Source organism: Streptomyces sp. NPDC005811 (assembly GCF_040630405.1).
GTDB lineage: Bacteria > Actinomycetota > Actinomycetes > Streptomycetales > Streptomycetaceae > Streptomyces.
Genome location: NZ_JBEXXK010000010.1, coordinates 211349 through 228205, shown reverse-complemented (window position 1 = coordinate 228205; position 16857 = coordinate 211349). Strand labels below are relative to the sequence as shown.

Genomic DNA, 16857 nt, shown 5'->3' with positions numbered 1-16857 from the left:
CTCCGTCAGATCCAGTACCGCAGCAACCTCATCGACGGATGCCTCGCCGAAACCGGACTCACCTCGACGACATCACGGCGACAACGTCAGTAGAGGTCCGTGGTCCGGAGGGCGCATGGCGGGCTGACGTGCTGGCGAGCGATCCGGCCGGAGCTTGGCGGATGGCCCTGGAAGCACAGCTCTCGCCCATCACGGCGGACGACATCGGGGCCCGTACGGAGCGGATGCTGGCAGATGGCGTGTCCTCGGTGTGGTTCAGCGATCGGTACCGGCCGCCGTGGTTCGGACAGGTGCCCTCGGTGCGGGTAAAGGCCGTCGACGGTGGCGGCCTAGTCGTGGTGGAGGGCTTGGCTAAGTTCTCCGGTGGGCAGTGGGAAGAGGGCCCGCAGGTGCCGCTCGCAGAGTTCCTGCGGTGGGTGTTTACCGGCCGGGTAGTGCTGCACCGGCGGCAGGGCCCCGTACGCAGCCCCCTTCAGGCTCGGCTTTCGGTCTGGACGGCCCCGCAGTACGCCCAGCAAGAGGCCGCCCATCTGGAGAAGGAGGAACGCCGGAAGCGTCTGGAACAGGAGGAGAAGCGCCGCCTCTTGGACGAGGAGCGGGTCCGGTGGCAGCATCTCCAGGAGCACCGGCGTCGGGAGGCCAGCGAGAGGGCTGCGGCGCAAGGTGATCATGCGGCGGCCATTCAGGCGCTGCGCGAACGGCAGGCCGCCCTGGAGAGGCCGGCCTTTGAGTTCATCCGTCGGGAAACCGGCGTCCCCCCGTTCGTAGAAGACGGTGGCGCTGCCGAGTTCGCCATGGGCGTGCCGGTGTACGTGGGGATGACCCCGTACGGCGTCATCTGCCCCGTCGCCAGTCGGGTCGCTGCCATCCGGGACCGCCTCGCGGCACTGGTGGTGTTCGTTGCCTCCGAGAGGGAGCGGCGGCGCATCGCCGCGCACGCAGGCCCCGGACAGCGCATTGAGGTGCTGAATGGCCGTCCAGCTGCCGTACCGCCTCCACGGCAGCCGACAGGGCAAACCCCCCTCCCGCTCCCCGCTGACGAGGACGCATCCGGCCCGGAGGCTGATCGCTACGACCGGCGCGATCGGATGAACCCATGAGGCGTGTGACCCAGATGCGGATCAAAGGGGCAATGAGTTGATCTTGAAGGCTGACGTCCCGCCTCACTTGATGCCGTCGGCTTCCTCGGAGAGGATGCGGTGGATCAACCTCGGGGACCGTCAGCGCGCCAGTCTGAGGCGTGCCGTCTCTGCGGCATGGGACGCGGCTTCGATCAGCCCAAGTTCGCCGGCGAGTGTTCCCACAAAGGCATCGACCGCCTCGATCGCGCGGCCCTCCATGGTGTCGGGCTCTGCGAAGTACGCCGCGAACTCTCCGTCGCCGATGGTCGCCATGGCGGGCCGACGGGCCTGATAGTCGGCCCACATCGGTCTGTAGACGGCGCGCACTCGGTCGAGCTCGGTTTCGTCGACCTCCTCGTGCCGGAGGCGGCGGATTGTTTGCTGGCGGGCCTTCCACATCGCGATGTGATGCTGGACGGAGACCGGCCCGAACAGGCCGGGAAGGGCTCGCTCGATCCACGGCACGCCCGGCTTCACTGGCCAGGGCGAGTACAACTCCGTGAGGACCGCGGTCAGTCTGTCGATGTCGATCCGCCCAGTCAGCTCGCCCTCCTCAAGGACGAGCTGGGCGGCGCGCCGCTGCTTGAGGGTGGCTGAGGGGTGGGCAAGTTGCTCAACGATGGCGCGGACGTTCTCGCTGCGCCGGACGGCGGTCGTCTGGCCGGTGGCGCGCGCATGGGTACGCCAGGCTCGGCGCGCCTGAGGAGTGAGCACGATCGTGTCGTCGATCAGCCACAGGTACAGCACGACACGAATCAGAGAGCGTTGCGGGATGCGCCCCAGCGGGGAACGCTCTCGAGCCTCGAGAAGTCTGGTGAACAACTCGCGTTGCTCCGGGGGGAAGACCCGCGGATCGCTGCCGTGCGCGCTGGTCTTGCGCGGCTCGGGGTTGGCGAGCATGCCGTCCTCGACCCAGGAAGTCACCATCCTGGGACTGGCTTTCACGCCCAGCGCGAGCGCGTCGGCAACCAGATCGGCCGAAGTCCCCTCGACCCACATGGTGGCCCGATTCCCGTCCATGGCGCCGAACTTACATCGAGATTCGAGCCCCGGAAGCTGCATTCAGCGCACGTCAGCCGTAAGGCTTGGGGCCAGCAGAAACTGCGCCCCGCACCGTATCCCTGCCAGGAACACGCGGTGCGGGGGCAGCCGACTCATCCCCTGAACGGAGACCGTCATGTCCCACCGTACGCACCGCACCGCCCCGAAGCAGCGACGCGCCCGCCACCGTCTTGTCCAGGGGCTTGGGCAAGCAGCGTTCTACGCCGCTTCCGCCACGTTGGCTGGCGGGCTGGTCCGCGAGCTCCTCCACCTGGTCCACATGTCCGTCTCCTCGTGCTGACCTAAGCATCAGGGAGGTGCCGCGTCCGGGCCTGCCGGGCGCGGCATCTCCGCGGTGCCCGGCTACAGGTAGAGGTCTGCAGCTTCGCGGCGAGGAGACCGCCGTTCAGCGGGGTGTCGGGGAGCAGCGCGCGGATAAGGCGGCCGTCGGCCGCGGGCGAGACGGCGAGCGGAGTGCGTAGCCCCGGCCTCTCATTGCCCCATTGACCCGTATCTGGGCCACCCCCTCAGCGCAAGCGTCGCTCGATTGCTGAGCGGATCTTGGGCACGGCCTTCTCATCGAAGCCCTCGCGACGAAGCACGAAGCGATGGAGCTTCGGCATGGTCCCCTCGTTGTACCCGGTGACGAGGTAGCCATCGAAGTCCCGGTTAGGGTCCTCTTCCACATCCACAAGGCCGAACCGGTTCAGCATCCGGTGGGCCTCGTATGCGTCCTTGCCGAGGCCAAACTGTCGGAGCCGGATGTCGCTGGCGACAAACACAGGCTGGGCACCGAACCGGAAGTGGAGCCACGCCAGCATCAGTAGGAAGTTGATCTCGGTGTCCTCTAGCAGGTGGATCCATCCGTTGTGGAACAGTCCTGCTGGGAGCGACGGGGTCCGCTCCTCCGCCGGCACCATGTAACGGTCGGGATTGCTGCCGCCTCCGTATGGGGCACCGTGCTCGTGGAGGAGCTGGAACCCTTCGTACTTGCCCCGGCTCTTGTTTCCGTTGGGCAAGTGAACGAGCTGGAACGCGTCTCCGGACAGGCGGTCCATGGCGCTATGTAGCTGCCGCACCTTCTTATCGCGCACGGTGACGTAGTTCCTGTCGCCCTTCCGGCTCAGCTCTGACGGAGTGGCGAACAGGTCGACCCAGCTCACGGTATCGATGTCGTTCACGGGCAGGGGGTTGCTCGGGTAGGTGCCGGGATTTCGTGACTGGGCCACGAACAGGGCAGTGAGGTAGACCCTGAGGGCGATCCCGCGGGGGGAAGGCAGGCGCGTCGATGGCGGCCGGTCCTGCGGCGCTGGAAGGCGCCTGTCTGAGGGATCTCCGGGGAGCTCGGCCGGCTTGGCGCGGAACATGAACTCGGACCGGACTCGCAGCTGTCTTCCGGTCTCGACCTCGGCGAACTTCGCGCACGCCTTCTCGACCTCGGCCTCGCTCTTCTCAAGCTTCACGCGACGGGCTTCGTAGCGCTTGCGCTCGCTCGCGGAGAGGGGCTGAAGGTCGGAGAAAAAGATCATGGAACAATCTTCCCCCTTCTTGGCCTGAACGTCTTGATCCGCCAGTGACACCGTCAATGTAATTAGTCGAAGCCGTCACTGGCGGATCAAGACGCGTTCCCAGTGTACTCGCGCCCCCTGGTTTCCCGAAGGCATGCTCGGCCTCAGCAAGAAACGCAGGCGCGGTTGGCCGCAGGAATGCGGATGGCCCCCGGGGATCAGCCGGGGGGCCACTCATCCGGTGCCTCATCCCTCAGCAGGCAAGCACGAAGGAGTTCCACCTTTGCCGAGCGTACGCAACTCTCGCAATTCGCACGAGCCCGAGCGGCAGCCGGAGCGGCTGCCGCTTCGATGGGCAGTGATCATCGCGGTCGCAGCGGTGGCGGCCGTCGCCGTCGCGACCGCGGGGGGCCTCCCGGCAGCAATCGGGACCTTCCTCGCAGTAACCGGAGGGATGCATGTGATCGTGGACTAAACATCCGCAGGCCCGGGGCGGCCGGAAGCTGTCGAGCTCCGGCCACCCCGGCCGCCCAAGCCCTCCCGTGCGGGCAGTGGCCAGAGTGGCGGCTGTGGTTGAGGGGCTTCACCTGCCAGCACCGTCCCGGCCGCAGCTTCCTGTCGTCAGACCGGGACTTCGCCGCGTTGGAGTGTCGCCAACGGCCCCTCCCACAGACTTCCGGCCAGAGTGGGCCGTGCGTCGGCGCAAGCTCGCTGCCCGCTGGGCAACCTCTCATCGGGCTATGGCGCACACGGACTGGCGGCGGCAACGGTCGCCGCGCCTCGTCCTCGATTGGCCAGTTATCAGGTTGGTGTGATCACGGTCCAGCAGAGCAGGTGGATGTCTTCGCGGTCGATTACCGGGCGCAGTGGTGGCGGTGGGGGCGGGGTGAGCCCGTGCTGGTTCGCTAGGGCCACCAGGGCCTGGATTTTGTCCTTGTCAGTGCTATTTGCGGCAATAAGGATGTGTCGAACCTCCTGCTGCACGCGCAAGGTGTAGGGGGCGTTGAGGCGGGCGGCGAGGGTGTCCTGGTCGTCGCCGAGGAACACGCCGCGCTGGCGGACGAGTGCGGAGGCATCACGCATCACCTTCGGCACTTGAGGGGCCAGGTTGGCCGGGTCGGTCTGGAGCATCCACTTGCCGTGGATGTGCTGCTGCGCTGCGGCCCAGGCGTCGAAGGCTGCGGAGTACATCTCTTCGGGCAGGACCGCGGGTGTGGTGTCCGTTTGCGGGTCGGCGTGGGCGAGGCAGGCGAGGGTGTCATCAACGATCAGCGGTTCACCGTTCGGGCCGCTGGCCTGCAGGGTCAGGTCGGCGTTGAGGGGGACGTAGCGGTACCAAGGCTTGGGGTGGTCGCCAATGCGGGCGCAGAAGACGAAGCCGGGGTCGGCTCCAGGGCGCTGGAAGCCGGTGCCGGCGCCCCAGGGCAGGCCGAGGACGCGGCCCTTGGTGGCGCTGGTGCGGAAGGCGTTGGCCAGGCGGCGCCGGTACTCCTCACCGGAGAGGGCGGCATTGCCCTCGTCGTTGAACAGGGCGGCTTCCTCGCGGCGGATCTGTTCGATTCGATCGCGGGTCTCGGAGATGTTGCGTTCAACCGGGTCGATGCCGGGCAGGACCTCGCCGACGCCGACCGAGGCGGCGGCCTGCTTCAGCTTGCGCTGAAGGCGCTCTTCCAGGCGGAGGATTTTGTCGAGGTCCTTGTCGGGAAAGAACGTGCGCATGTAGACGGCCGAGTGCGGGGAGCCGATGCGGTCGATGCGACCATGCCGCTGCACGAGCCGCATCGGGTTCCAGGGCAGGTCATAGTTGACGATGTGTCGGGCCTGCTGGAGGTTGACGCCTTCGGCAAGCACGTCGGTGGTCACGATTAGGTCGTAGGTGTCGTCCTCGGTGCCGGTGCCAGCGGTCTGCGGGGCGAATCCGATGATGGCTTCGGACCGGTTGGCCTTGTCCGGGCCAGAGACGGTGGCCATGCGGTTGCGGTAGGCAGCCAGCCGCGGGTCGGTGGTGATCGCGTTACGCAGTGCGCCATCAAGGTAGCTGGCGGTGTCGGCGAAGTAGGTGAAGATCAGCACTTTGCGCTTGTTACGGGTGTCCTGTTCGCCGATGCCCTCATCGGCCGCCTCCCGGGCGATGGCGGCCAGTTCTTCAACGAGGGCTTCGACCTTCGGGTCGGTGCTGGTGTGCAGGGCGCCGACCCGGATCCGGAAGGTCTCCAGCAGGTCCCGGTCCGCCCGCACCGCTGCGGTCAGCGCGTTCACGTCGTAGTCGGCGGCGCTGGCGATGCCGTCGGTGTCGTCCACCGACTCCAGCCACTCCTCGACGTCATCTGTTGAGGACACCGCCCACTCCCGCAGGGCGTCCCCGGTGAGGACCAGGCCGTTGTTAAGCGCGTCGAGGAAGCGGTCGTGCGAGAGGATCATCTTGGTGACGGTCTGCTCGAACGCGTGGGAGGAGGACTCGAACCGCTTGAGCAGGTTTGAGCGCAGCAGTCCGGCGTTCTGCGCCTCGTACTGCTCGGTCTGTCCGCCCCGGCGGAAGCGGGAGGGGACATAGCGGGCCATGGTGAGGACCTCGCCGGGCTCGTCCAGGATGACGCCGGCTGCCAGGGTGTCGGCGAGTGTCTCCTCCGCGACCTCAGCGCCGAGTGCGACGGCCAGGTCGTCGAACACCCCGGGCAGGGCTTTGTCGAGGTCATAGTCGACCCGCACGACCCGGCAGGTGGGGAATTGGATCTGCTGTGTGACGCCGTTGATGACGACTGTGTCGTGGACGTAGTGGTTCTTTACGAAGCGGCGGGTACGACGGACGGCTATCTCGTCCAGCACATCGAACAGGTGCTCCGGAGACAGGTCGTCCGGGTTCATCGCGATGGCGCGCTGGAAGTAAGCGCGCAGGCTGGGGATGCCGACGTCGCTGAAGGCAGCGTCGTTCGGCGTGAAGTAGGCGATGAGGTTGTACAGGTCCTCCAGGCTGTTGTTCACCGGGGTTGCGGTGAGTAACACCAGGTCCTTGGGGACCGGTCCGGAGAGCACCTGTCGCAGCGCGTCGGCGCGTTTGGTCTTGCTGTTGCGCAGGGCGTGGGCCTCGTCCACCACGACCATGGCGTACTCGTCAAGGTCCTGCAGACGGGCGGTGCGAGAGCCGGCGTCCTCAATGTCGGCAACCAGTTCCTCGTAGGAGAGCACCTCCGCACGCAGGTTCTTCTCCCGCAGGAACGGCCTCCAAGTGGCGTCCCGCAGCGTCGCCGGAGCGATGATCAACACCTTCTGACGGCGGTCGAAGACGGCCTCGTGGATGAGCTCGCCGGCCACGAACGTCTTGCCAAGACCGACCTCGTCGGCGATCAGCACACCCTTACGGCGGGCGAGGATGCGGTGCGCACGCCACACACCGTCCGCCTGGAAAGCCGTCAGCCCGAGCCGGGAGTTGACCGTGGTGTCCTCGTCCAGGTCCGCGCCGTACAACTCGAACAGCATGCGCAGGAACACGTCCCACGGCTGGTGCGGCAACCAGCGCGCTTCGTACAGCGCCGCCAGGTCATAGGGGACAGCCGCGTCCCACTGCTCATCGAACCAGTCAATGACTTGCTGCACCGTGCTGGGTTGGTACTGGCCGAGGTTGAGTTCCCTGTTCTTAGCCAGCCCGGCGTAAGTGAAGTTGGAGGACCCGGCGATCACGCCGGGGACACCGGTCTCAACGATGAACGCCTTACCGTGCAGAAATCCAGCCTCGAAGCGCTTGACCTGCACGGCCGGGTTGTTCCGCAGCCACGCCACGAGGCGGCGGGCCTGCGCATCGGCCTCGCGGGTGAAGCCCAGCAGATCGCGGTCCTCCTCCATCGACCGACGATGCCCCTGCAGGGCACGGGTGACTTCCGGGGACGGGCCGCGGCGACGGCGGCGAGGAACTGTCTCGCCCAGCGCCCGCACACGTGGCTGGTCCTCGGCTTTCAAGGGTTCCGCGCCGAGCAGCAGGCGTACTCCTCCCGCCTTCTCCAACTCCTCCGCGAGCAGGTTGAACCCGCCGGGATTGAAGTAGGCGGTCGCAATCGCCAGGCGTGGCGGGTTGATCAGCCGCGTCCGCAGGCCCTCGAGGAGGGTGTTGATCGCGTCCGCGACCCGCTCCGTGCTGCTGCGGTTGGTCGCGAACTCCGGCTGGTAGCCGCCATCACCAGTCATGCCGCTGCTCCCTGGTTGGTGAGGTAGTGACGGATGAGTTCGCGTTGCTGATGGGGGAGGGCATCCGGCTTGTCCTCGAAGTCGAGGAACATGGTCTCTGCCTGGCTAGCCGACAGCCCGAGTCCCCGCAGGGACAGGGCGTCGATTCGGGCACGGAGGTCGACCACGTCGCTGATGGGGGTGCCGACGGGCAGTTGGCGTCCTCCGGCGAGGTCGGTGTATCCGTTGGCACGCAGTAGCGTCGCAACATGCTCTGCAGCTGTGTCCCGCTCTTCCGCGGTCCAGGCTGGCAGCGGCATCCCATCAATGATCCGTTTGCCCAAGTGCCGGTCGACGAATCGGCGTGCCCACCAGTCTGCTGGGACACTGTTCAGGTAGCCCAGCAACGCCAGGATGTCACGTACCGGGGTGTCTGCAGGCATACGCACGCCGTGGGCATATCCCTTGCTGTAGAGCCAACCTGCTTCGGGCAGTGCGGTAGCGATCAGTGTGCGGCTGTCGTCGTTCCTGCTCGGGAAACGAAAGACGAGCGGTGGGTGTGTCTCGTCGAGGATTACCCGTCCCTCTCGGATTCCGACACCGCTCCGTGCTGCAGCCAGGTCAGCAGGTCGTGGGACGTGCTTTCCTTCAGCGTCGTCGGTCAGGTTGTAGGCGTCGACGTGCCTGGTCATCGTGACCCGCCAGGCTCCGAGCCCAGCACGTTCTGTGGCATGGTTCTTGTGCTTGCCGCTGCCGGAGAAGTCCCAACGGGTGCTGTCGGCGGTTCCTGTGACCCACCCGTGTCCCTTGCCCAGGTATGGGTGAGCGGCCATTGCAGTGAAGATCATCGGGTCGTCAGCCTGCTCGAACCAGGGCACATTCAACTCGTCACTGAGGTCAGTGAGGTCGGCGATAGACAGACCCAGACCAGTGCGGTGCTGTTCCTCCCGGAAGCGTTCCAACGAGTCAGCAGCAGCGTGGACCGTGCAGCCTTCGCCACGAGTCAGCGTGACCAGGCAGACCGTCATCCGGACATCAACATCATTGAAGAGCCACTCGGCACGGTTGCGGAGCGGGAAAGCAAGGAGGTGGTGGTCTCTGATCATGTGCTCGCGGATCGGCGCCCAGCCTCCGAGCATCAGCAATGCCTGGGGCAGGACGACGCCCACTGATCCGTCCGAGCGGATCAGCCGCATGTTGCGCTCCGCAAAGATCTTTGCGAAGTCGTAGTGCTGCGACTTCTGCCACTGGTACCCCTTTGCGAGGAACTCCTTGAGTTCGTCGCGAAAGGCACGCTCGTTGTCTTCCGCCGCAGCTTCGTGGGGGCGTGTTTCCCGTAGCCAGGTGATGCGGTCATCGCGCTTCTTGCCCTTCAGGGCACGCAGGCCGGGGTCGCGGATGACCCAGAACTGGTGTGGCTCATGTCGGATCTTCTCCCACGGAGGGTTGCCCAGCAGCACGTCGAAGCCGGGATTAGCACGCAGGAAGACCTCGGGGAACCGGTAAGGCAAATGCACAATCTGGAACTTCGCCGCAGCCTTCTGGACCGCGGGGCTGTTGCCGTCCTTGATGGCCTGCTCAGGGCTAGCAGGGAGCCCGATAACGCCCAAGCGAACACCGATAGCGGCGTCGAACAGTGCTTTGGCGTCGGCGGCTTCGACCATCGCCTCAGCATGGGCGCGGGCTGCCTCATGCACCTCTTGCTTGGTCGCCTCGGCAGTGCGGGCAACCCGGAGGAGACGGTCTCTTGCACCCGTGAGTGCGGACTCGATCTGTTCGGCGAAGAAACTGTACTGGTCGTTGGCTCGCCGGGGTTCGAGGATGTCGAGGACCTCGTCGACCGAGCCGATGCCGGTCAGGCTGCTCCCTTCCACGAGACCGTGCGCCAGAGAGCTCATAGGCAGACCGGGCACGAACGTGTGGATCCAGATGGCCAGTCGTGCCAGTTCGACGGCCATGAGGTTGAGGTCAAGGCCGTAGACGCAGCGACGAGCAATCTGTCGGCGCAGCAGGGCGGAGGGCTCGATCTCAACCTCTGGCGCAGTGGCACCCAGCTCACTGCGTGCTGCATCGGCAAGGCGGTGCAACTCGTCACTGACCGCCGTGATCGGGTTGGTGGTGAGGAAGGCGGCGAACCGATTCTCGATCCGGTCGATGGCGGCAACCAGGAAGTGGCCGCTGCCCATCGCTAGATCGGCGACGCGGAAGTCAAAAAACACCTCTGCTGCTGCCGCGTGGTCCCCGGCGTCAAGGAGTGCCTTGACTTTGGCCAGGTGGCCGGTGAGCGCTGGCTCCAGGGCGGTGTCGAGCAGGTGCTCGACGGCAAATGCCTTGGTGAAGAAAGAACCAGTGGTTTTGCGCGCCCCGGAAGCGTTGTGGAAGTAGACCTCACCCGCAGCCACGGCTACCTTGTCGGTGTCCTTGGCCGGCAGGTACGCATCGGTCTTGGCGTCCAGGGTGAGATCACTCGGCGCGACGGACAAGGAGGACTCCAGCAGCCCCTCGTAGATCGTGCCGAACTCGCGGACGGACAGGCTGCGGAAGTCCACCGGGCCGACCGTGCCGTCCTCGCCGGTGTCGACGAGCAAGGAGCGCAGCGCGGGTCCGATCTCGGCGTTGGCCAGCCGCATCTCAGCGATGGCCTTGCCAGCAGGGTGATCACCGCTGGAGGCGAACAGACCGCCGTTGTACGCAGGGACATCCCATTCGCGGTTGCCGTCGTCCACGGCACGCCAGACGGCGAGCAAGTCTTCCCAGCGGTCGGTGGCCGCCTCGTCGAATTCCTGGTCGGGGTTCTCGGCGAACTCTCGCGCCAGGGTCTTGAGCGCCCTCCGGGTGTAGCGAGGGTTGCGCTGGTATGGCAGCAGGCCACGGTCCTCCGCATAGGCGACGAACAGCAGCCGGAACAGGATGATCAAGGTGCGGTGGTAGGCCTCGGCCAGGTCGGCCTCGCTGGTGGCCTTCATCCGGTTGGCGACCGCGACGGCTAGGTCCGGCACGACGTCACCGTAGACGCGTTCCCGCAGTCGCCTTCCCAGTCCAGCGGCGTGGTCAACGGAGGCGGCCAGTATCTGGGAGACGCTGCCGTTTTCCAGCAGCGCGTCAGCGGAAAATACCAAGGGAAGGTAGGCCGCCGCGTCCTCGCCGAGCAGCGCCAGATCGATCTCGATGAACGTCTCCGCCTGTCCCTTGCGGCCGACCCCGATCTCCGGGCGGGCTGGGTAAAGCCGGATCTGGGCACCACGGGTGACCACCAGCCACGGCAGTCCTAGCTGCTGGGCGATGGCCAGGCCTTGAGTGACCGGGGAGACCGCGCCGAAGCGAGCGGTGGGCCGGTCGAACATCTCGAGGTCGTCTAGCAGAACAGCCACAGCCCGGTGAGTGCCGCTGGCGGAGAGGATCACTGCGGTGGACCCGTGCGAGGTGGCGGAGTAGCCCAGTGCGCGGATCAGCTCAGCGCCGCGCTCGCGCAGCAGCTTCGTGCCCTTGGCCTGTTCGGTCGCCCAATCTGCCCGGGCTGGCACTCCGGTACGCAATTCGTGAGAGGCGAACAGGCCGGAGTTGGTCAGCCCGGCGACCAACTGGTCCTTTTGCCCGACCAGCAGCCGGTGCAGGGTCCGCTCGGCGTTTGCCGGATCGGGAGCGCTCAGGGCTGCGGCGCAGATGCGCTCAACCTGGCCCAGGTCCAGGTCGGCCAGGACTGCCGGATCGTCCTTGGTACCGCAGACGGCCGCCTTCCAGGTTCCGCTGGCCTCGTACCCGACGACCAGGACGACGGGGGCTGCACGGCGACCCCACCGCAGGCTCCACAGACGGCGAACCTCTTCCGCCTTGGGCCGGGAAGCAGCGCGCGCAAGGGCGACCTCCAGGGCGTCGGTCCCGTCCGCGATGAGTACCTGCTCCGTGGACAGCCCGGCTGGTGCCCCTGAGGGTTTCGGCCAAGGGATCTCACGGGCATCGGCATCCCCCAGGAAGGTGTCCATGGTCACGTCACTCAACGCCGTCCCCGCATTCCCTCAATCGTCCGGCCCGTCTCCGTATACTGCCCCACCGCATGCACGCGCGGGAACGGCCTCTGGTCGAGGCGATCCGCCAGCGGCTAGCCGTCCTTCCCGCCCGGTGGGCCCTGAACGACGTGATCACCGCCGACGGCACCTCCTGGGGAGTCCGCTCCAGCACATCCGGTATCAGCATCGACTCCCACGGCCGGATCTTCGCCGTCACCGGGACCTCCCTGGCCCAACCGCTGGTCCAGGTACGGCTGCGGTTCCCGACAGCCCGCCAGGTGTTCAGCACCCTCCTCGCGGGAGCAGGCGTCACCCTGGAGGAGTCCGACAAGGGCCGCTACACCCGGCGCATGATCGAACTATGGGGAGACTTCGCAGCCCTGGCCGCCGATCTCAAGGAGGGTCCTGCCACGAACCTGCTGTCCGGGTGGATCTCCGCCGGGAAAGAGCCCGGGCGCGTCTACCAGGACCGCAAGTACCTCACGCTCGCCGACGTCCGCACGATCACCGGCGGGAGTGAGGAAGGTGCCCGGCAGTTGCTCGACGGCTACCTGCAGCGGTCCATCGCGACGCGGGGCCTGCTGTTGACCTGCGGGCAGTGTGTCGGCACGGCCTTCTACCGGCTGGAGGACATCGGAGCGCAATTCCGCTGCCAGCGCTGCCAGCAGCACAACCCGATCGTCCGGTCGGCTTGGAAGGGGCAGGAGTTGGAGCCGCAGTGGTACTACGGCCTCGACGAGGTCGCCTACCAGGGCCTGCGCTCGAACATCCATGTGCCGATCCTCGCGCTCGCGGCGCTCGCGGAGCCGGCACACTCCTTCCAGCACATGCCCGAAGCGGTCGTCCGCCGGGACGGCTACCCGGACCTCGAGGTCGACCTCTGGGCCATCATCGACGGCCGAATCGTCATCGGCGAGGCCAAGATCAGCGATCGTCTCGAGCCGACGAAACGCGAGGAAACGCGGCGTTGCGCCGCCCTCAAAGGCCTGATCGACGATCTCAGCGCGGACGAGTTCGTCATGGCCACCGCCGGTCCCGCGTGGGACCGGCGGACCGAGACCCTAGTGAACGAGAAGATCGCGCCGACAGCCAAGATCACCTGGCTCACCAACCTGCGCTGATACCCAGCGCCGCTGCAGCACCACGAAGCGCTCCGCCCCCCGGGTGCCGCGCTTCAGCCTCCTGCCGTCGAAGCGCCGTGTCCGGTGGTCGGCGGCAGCAACGGGCGGGGCAGACGGACAGAGTCTGTCCTGTTGGCGTCAGCTGTGGCGACTGTGCTCGCCGGCGCAGTCAGGGGCTAATGCGTCCCGCCTTGCCGTGACGGACTCAACTCATCAAAATCGAACAAGCGTGCAATAAGTCATGACGGTGAGGCTTGCGTGTCTGTAGCCTGTCCGGCACGCTGAAAGGACAAGTCCTCTGCAGACTGTTTACTGAGTAACGCCGCTGCTATTGAGGAGGAGCCAGTTGTGGAAGCGCTCTCGCCTCAAGGCGCTCTGCTCGTGTCGTGCATTGCCCGTCTACCGGAGCGTTCCCTGCCGCGGCATGCGTGGGCGGCCGAAGTCCTTGTGGAGCAGCTCTGGGCAGGCTCGCCTGGCGAGCAAGCCGAAGCGTGGCGTGAGGTGCTTGCTCCGATGATCGGGCGAGGGGGCGTTGATGCGCGGCGCGTGCGGGCCGAGATCTGGGAACTCGCGCGTTCGGGCGCGCTGGTGCCTGTCGGTGCGGGAAACGCGGCGAGGTACGAGACGGCCGACTTCGCCGAGGCTATGGCCGACAGGGACCTGTCACCACAGGAGGGGCAGGTCGTGGAGTTCGCTGTGCGTCAGCTGACGGCCAGACTGTTGGCGCTCTCGAAGACGGCCAGCGCGGCGCTGTGATCCAGGCTGGGGACCGTTGCATCCTTTCCCAGTCGGCGCCATGAGAGCGTCTTCTTGCGGTGCGTGGTCAGGGTGATCCCTCCCTCTTTGGAGGGTTTCGCTGTGATGCGCACGCGGGTCTTCGGGTTGCGGAGGAATGGCGCCTCCCAGGTCTGTTCCTCGGTCTCCTGCCAGTCAGCGATGCGGATCTTGGCAATCTGGTCGCTCATCTCCCGGGCCGTCTGGAAGCGGCGGGCCGGATCGGGGTCGGTGGCTTTCTGGACCGGCTTCCGCAGCGACTTGCACACCCATGCGGGCAGGACCGCGTCCTCTTTGCGCAAAGGTGGCTGGCCAGCCAGGAGCGCGTCGACCACGTCGGTGGTCGTGTACGAGGCATAGTCGAATCTCCCCCGGAGCAGTTCGAGAAGGACCACGCCGAGCGAGTACAGGTCGGAGGCGCGGGTCAGTGCCTCTCCGGTCAACAGCTCGGGCGGAGCGTACAGGTGAGGCGCGTTTACACAGGGGGCTCTGCCTGTGTCGTCCATGGCGCCCGCCAGGCCCAGGTCGCCGATCTTTACCGTGTCGGCGTCGCCGGTGAGGAACAGGTTCGGGCTCTTCACGTCGCGGTGAAGGATCTTGTACCGCTCGTGCATCTCGGCCAGGCCCTGCAGGGCCGCGCGGATGATGCGCAGCGACTGGGCTGCTGTGAAGTGCTCGCCCTCGAGCATCGCGTCGGTGATGCTGCCTTTCTCGTAGTAGGGCATGAACACTTCGACTACCTGCATGGGCGCTTTGTAACTGGGGATGCTCGCGACCGAACGCACCTTCACCACGTTCGGGTGGTTGATCATCTCCATGACCCGGGGCTCCACCAGGTCCGCGCCCTGGACTTCGGACAGTCGTGGACTTACTACGCCCGCAAGGCGAAGGAGTGGATGGAGTTCCTGGCCGAGCACGGGGTGGGCCTGTCAGACACCCGGGCGAAGTTGAAGTTGACCGTTGACATTGGGCGCGTACGCCGTGTATCGGGCGTCCGGTCCGCTCAAGCAGCGCTTCGAGGCGTCGATGTGGAACCAGAACATAGGCATCCTGGCGACGTTCTACCGGTGGGCAGTCGATGAGTGGTACGCGGACGCGGAGCCGTTCACGTACAAGCAGCACACCGTCTACTTCGGTGAGCAGACGTCCCAGGTGCAGGTCAACCAGGCCCGGCGCCGCCAGGCCAAGGACCACGTGACGATCAAGTATCTGGAGGACGACTTCGTCAAGTTGTTCTTGAACGCGCTGTCGGGCCTGACGCCGGACGGGCAGGACGATCCCCGGTACCGGGGTCGCGAGTTGGCCCGCAACGCGGCCGTGACGCGGTTCTCGTTGTCGTCGGGACTGCGGGCACAGGAGTTCACCTACCTGCTGACCTGTGAGGTCCCCCCACTGCCGAGACGGCCGGCGAAGATGCCCGTCCCACTGCCGGTGCCGGCCGTGGTGACCAAGGGCAGCACGTTCCGCGTCAGCTGGGCGGCCTACCCGGTCCTGGCCGAGTTGCACAGCTATATCGAGTTGGAGCGGGCGCCGGCTGCCGACGGCTCGACGTGCCGCCCGCCAGCCTCCCGGGGAGAGCCGCTGATAGTGACCGAGACGGATGAACACGGTGGACGTGTCGACGGAGTCCGGGTGGCCTGGGACAGCCTGGGGCCCAAGGACCGGCGCCGCCTGGTGGCCTCGGGCGGCGGTTCGATGCTGCTGGCCGTACGGCACGACGGCGGCCCGTTCACCGCCTGGGGGACTGTCTTCGCCCGCACCTCGGAGCGCATCCGGGAACGCTTCGAGCCCCGGTTTCCGCACGTCTGGCCCCACCGGCTCCGCCACTCGATGGCGATCAGGACGTTGAAGCGGCTGGTCCGCGGCTACTACGCGCAGGTCGCGAATCTGGTAAAGGACGCCGACGACGACGCGGCGATGGCTCTGTATCTGACCAAGACCGAACCGCTGCTGGTCCTGCGGGATCTGCTCGGCCATTCCAGTGCCCTGACCACGGGAAAGTACCTTCGCCGCCTGGACATGACACGGACCTTCCGTGAGGCGTACGAGAAGGCCGGGGTGGACGCCAGCCTGAGTGATACGGCAGCCGATCGAGAGGCGGCGGCCGAGTTCGATGACGAGGAGGGCGACTTCTGATGCCCGCCCTGGTGAACGACAGTCCGCTGGGTATCACCTGCACCTTTAGTGACGGCACCACCGTGGTCAAGCACATGGAACCAGGCGCGAACCCACAGCTCGCCCGTCAACTGCTCGATGGCCTGGCCGATTTGGTACATCCGCAGGCAGGCTGGACTCGGCGCGGACCATCGAGACGTGCCTGACCTCCATCCGCGACCTGCTGAGACGCCTGGAGGAGACGGGGTTCAGGGGAGATGAGTCGAAGCTGACGCGAGGGCGGCCGGCCGAGGTGTGGATGACCACCGGCAGGGAGGACGAACTCGTCCGCGCCGAACGGGTCCTGGCAGAAATCGATGCGGCCTACGGGCCCGCGCACCACAAGGAGAGGCGATGGCCCGGCTGACCAGTGACGAGCGGGAACTCAACGAGCAGGCTGTACGGGCTGCGATGGATTGGCTGCTGTCCGGGGACCTGCCGCCTGGCGGTAAGACCGACATCAAGACCCTCGCCGCCGAGGCTGGGGTGTGCCGCACCGCCTTCTATCCGAAGAAGAACCGCGCCGGCACCCCCCGCCCTGGCTCATACCAGCATCTAGCCGAGGAGTTCGAAGGCCGCCTGAGGGCCCTGCAGGAAGCCGGACAGTGCGTAGATCCCCGGGCCGCACAGATCGAGCGCCTCAAAGTTCAGGTCGCGGAGCTCAAGTACCGACTCGCCAAACGAGACGCGGCCCTGGCCGAGCTCACCGGATTCAAGACCCTCGCCATCTCCCGCCTCACGGCCCAGCACCAGGAAATTGAGTGCCTGCGGGAACAGGCCGCCGACGTCGGGAACGTCCGCCTTCTGCCCGCCGCCCGCAGCGGCACGGTCCCGTACGAATCGTGCAGTTAAGGCCATCTCGGCCCTCTGTGAGGCTCCCGCCCGCGCCGCCAGACTGCGCGGTGACAAGCGCAAGGGCATCGACGAGGACGTGAGCTACGTGCCAAGCAAGGCCGAACACCTGCACCATCAC

Annotated in this window: 11 protein-coding genes; 6 read left to right on the top strand and 5 right to left on the bottom strand. The window is 66.6% G+C overall.

Annotated features, from left to right (window positions below; genetic code table 11):
• Positions 1-161: 161 nt before the first annotated feature.
• Positions 162-1100: an RNA methyltransferase gene (locus ABZ490_RS13765; protein WP_358988838.1), complete on the top strand. Its 939-nt coding sequence runs from the start codon at positions 162-164 to the stop codon at positions 1098-1100.
• Between the two features lie 120 nt (positions 1101-1220).
• Here the strand turns inward: ABZ490_RS13765 and ABZ490_RS13760 are convergent, their stop codons facing one another.
• The 4 genes from ABZ490_RS13760 to ABZ490_RS13745 all read right to left on the bottom strand — a co-directional run bounded on the left by ABZ490_RS13760 (position 1221) and on the right by ABZ490_RS13745 (position 11811).
• A complete protein-coding gene (locus ABZ490_RS13760) occupies positions 1221-2141 on the bottom strand; it encodes a hypothetical protein (protein WP_358988836.1) in 921 nt (306 codons plus the stop codon).
• A gap of 548 nt (positions 2142-2689) precedes the next feature.
• Positions 2690-3691 carry a hypothetical protein gene (locus ABZ490_RS13755; RefSeq protein WP_358988834.1) on the bottom strand — a complete coding sequence of 334 codons (1002 nt, stop codon included), beginning with the start codon at positions 3689-3691 and terminating at the stop codon, positions 2690-2692.
• 780 nt (positions 3692-4471) lie between these two features.
• Positions 4472-7849: an SNF2-related protein gene (locus tag ABZ490_RS13750; RefSeq protein WP_358988832.1), complete on the bottom strand. Its 3378-nt coding sequence runs from the start codon at positions 7847-7849 to the stop codon at positions 4472-4474.
• Positions 7846-11811 (bottom strand): hypothetical protein, encoded by a 3966-nt coding sequence (locus tag ABZ490_RS13745; RefSeq protein ID WP_358988830.1) that lies wholly within the window; start codon positions 11809-11811, stop codon positions 7846-7848. The genes ABZ490_RS13750 and ABZ490_RS13745 overlap by 4 nt, the downstream gene beginning before the upstream one ends.
• A gap of 71 nt (positions 11812-11882) precedes the next feature.
• Between ABZ490_RS13745 and ABZ490_RS13740 the strand changes: the two genes are divergently transcribed.
• Positions 11883-12956 (top strand): hypothetical protein, encoded by a 1074-nt coding sequence (locus ABZ490_RS13740; RefSeq protein WP_358988828.1) that lies wholly within the window; start codon positions 11883-11885, stop codon positions 12954-12956.
• A gap of 348 nt (positions 12957-13304) precedes the next feature.
• Positions 13305-13712 (top strand): hypothetical protein, encoded by a 408-nt coding sequence (locus ABZ490_RS13735; RefSeq protein WP_358988827.1) that lies wholly within the window; start codon positions 13305-13307, stop codon positions 13710-13712.
• Here ABZ490_RS13735 and ABZ490_RS13730 read toward each other — a convergent pair.
• A complete protein-coding gene (locus ABZ490_RS13730) occupies positions 13658-14563 on the bottom strand; it encodes a protein kinase (RefSeq protein ID WP_358988849.1) in 906 nt (301 codons plus the stop codon). The genes ABZ490_RS13735 and ABZ490_RS13730 overlap by 55 nt on opposite strands.
• Before the next feature lie 127 nt (positions 14564-14690).
• Here ABZ490_RS13730 and ABZ490_RS13725 point away from each other — a divergent pair, with 127 nt between their 5' ends.
• The 3 genes from ABZ490_RS13725 (at position 14691) to ABZ490_RS13715 (ending at position 16736) form a co-directional block, all read left to right on the top strand.
• Positions 14691-15866: a site-specific integrase gene (locus tag ABZ490_RS13725; protein WP_358988825.1), complete on the top strand. Its 1176-nt coding sequence runs from the start codon at positions 14691-14693 to the stop codon at positions 15864-15866.
• Positions 15866-16051: a hypothetical protein gene (locus tag ABZ490_RS13720; protein WP_358988824.1), complete on the top strand. Its 186-nt coding sequence runs from the start codon at positions 15866-15868 to the stop codon at positions 16049-16051. Before ABZ490_RS13725 ends, ABZ490_RS13720 begins: the two co-directional genes overlap by 1 nt.
• A 187-nt stretch (positions 16052-16238) precedes the next feature.
• Complete coding sequence (locus tag ABZ490_RS13715) at positions 16239-16736, top strand: hypothetical protein (RefSeq protein WP_358988822.1); 498 nt, start codon at positions 16239-16241, stop codon at positions 16734-16736.
• Positions 16737-16857: the final 121 nt, after the last annotated feature.

Coding starts and splice junctions, on each gene's coding strand:
- ABZ490_RS13765 (WP_358988838.1), top strand. CDS start 162: ATGGCCCTGGAAGCACAGCTCTCGCCCATCACGGCGGACGACATCGGG.
- ABZ490_RS13760 (WP_358988836.1), bottom strand. CDS start 2,141: ATGGACGGGAATCGGGCCACCATGTGGGTCGAGGGGACTTCGGCCGAT.
- ABZ490_RS13755 (WP_358988834.1), bottom strand. CDS start 3,691: ATGATCTTTTTCTCCGACCTTCAGCCCCTCTCCGCGAGCGAGCGCAAG.
- ABZ490_RS13750 (WP_358988832.1), bottom strand. CDS start 7,849: ATGACTGGTGATGGCGGCTACCAGCCGGAGTTCGCGACCAACCGCAGC.
- ABZ490_RS13745 (WP_358988830.1), bottom strand. CDS start 11,811: ATGGACACCTTCCTGGGGGATGCCGATGCCCGTGAGATCCCTTGGCCG.
- ABZ490_RS13740 (WP_358988828.1), top strand. CDS start 11,883: ATGCACGCGCGGGAACGGCCTCTGGTCGAGGCGATCCGCCAGCGGCTA.
- ABZ490_RS13720 (WP_358988824.1), top strand. CDS start 15,866: ATGCCCGCCCTGGTGAACGACAGTCCGCTGGGTATCACCTGCACCTTT.
- ABZ490_RS13715 (WP_358988822.1), top strand. CDS start 16,239: ATGGCCCGGCTGACCAGTGACGAGCGGGAACTCAACGAGCAGGCTGTA.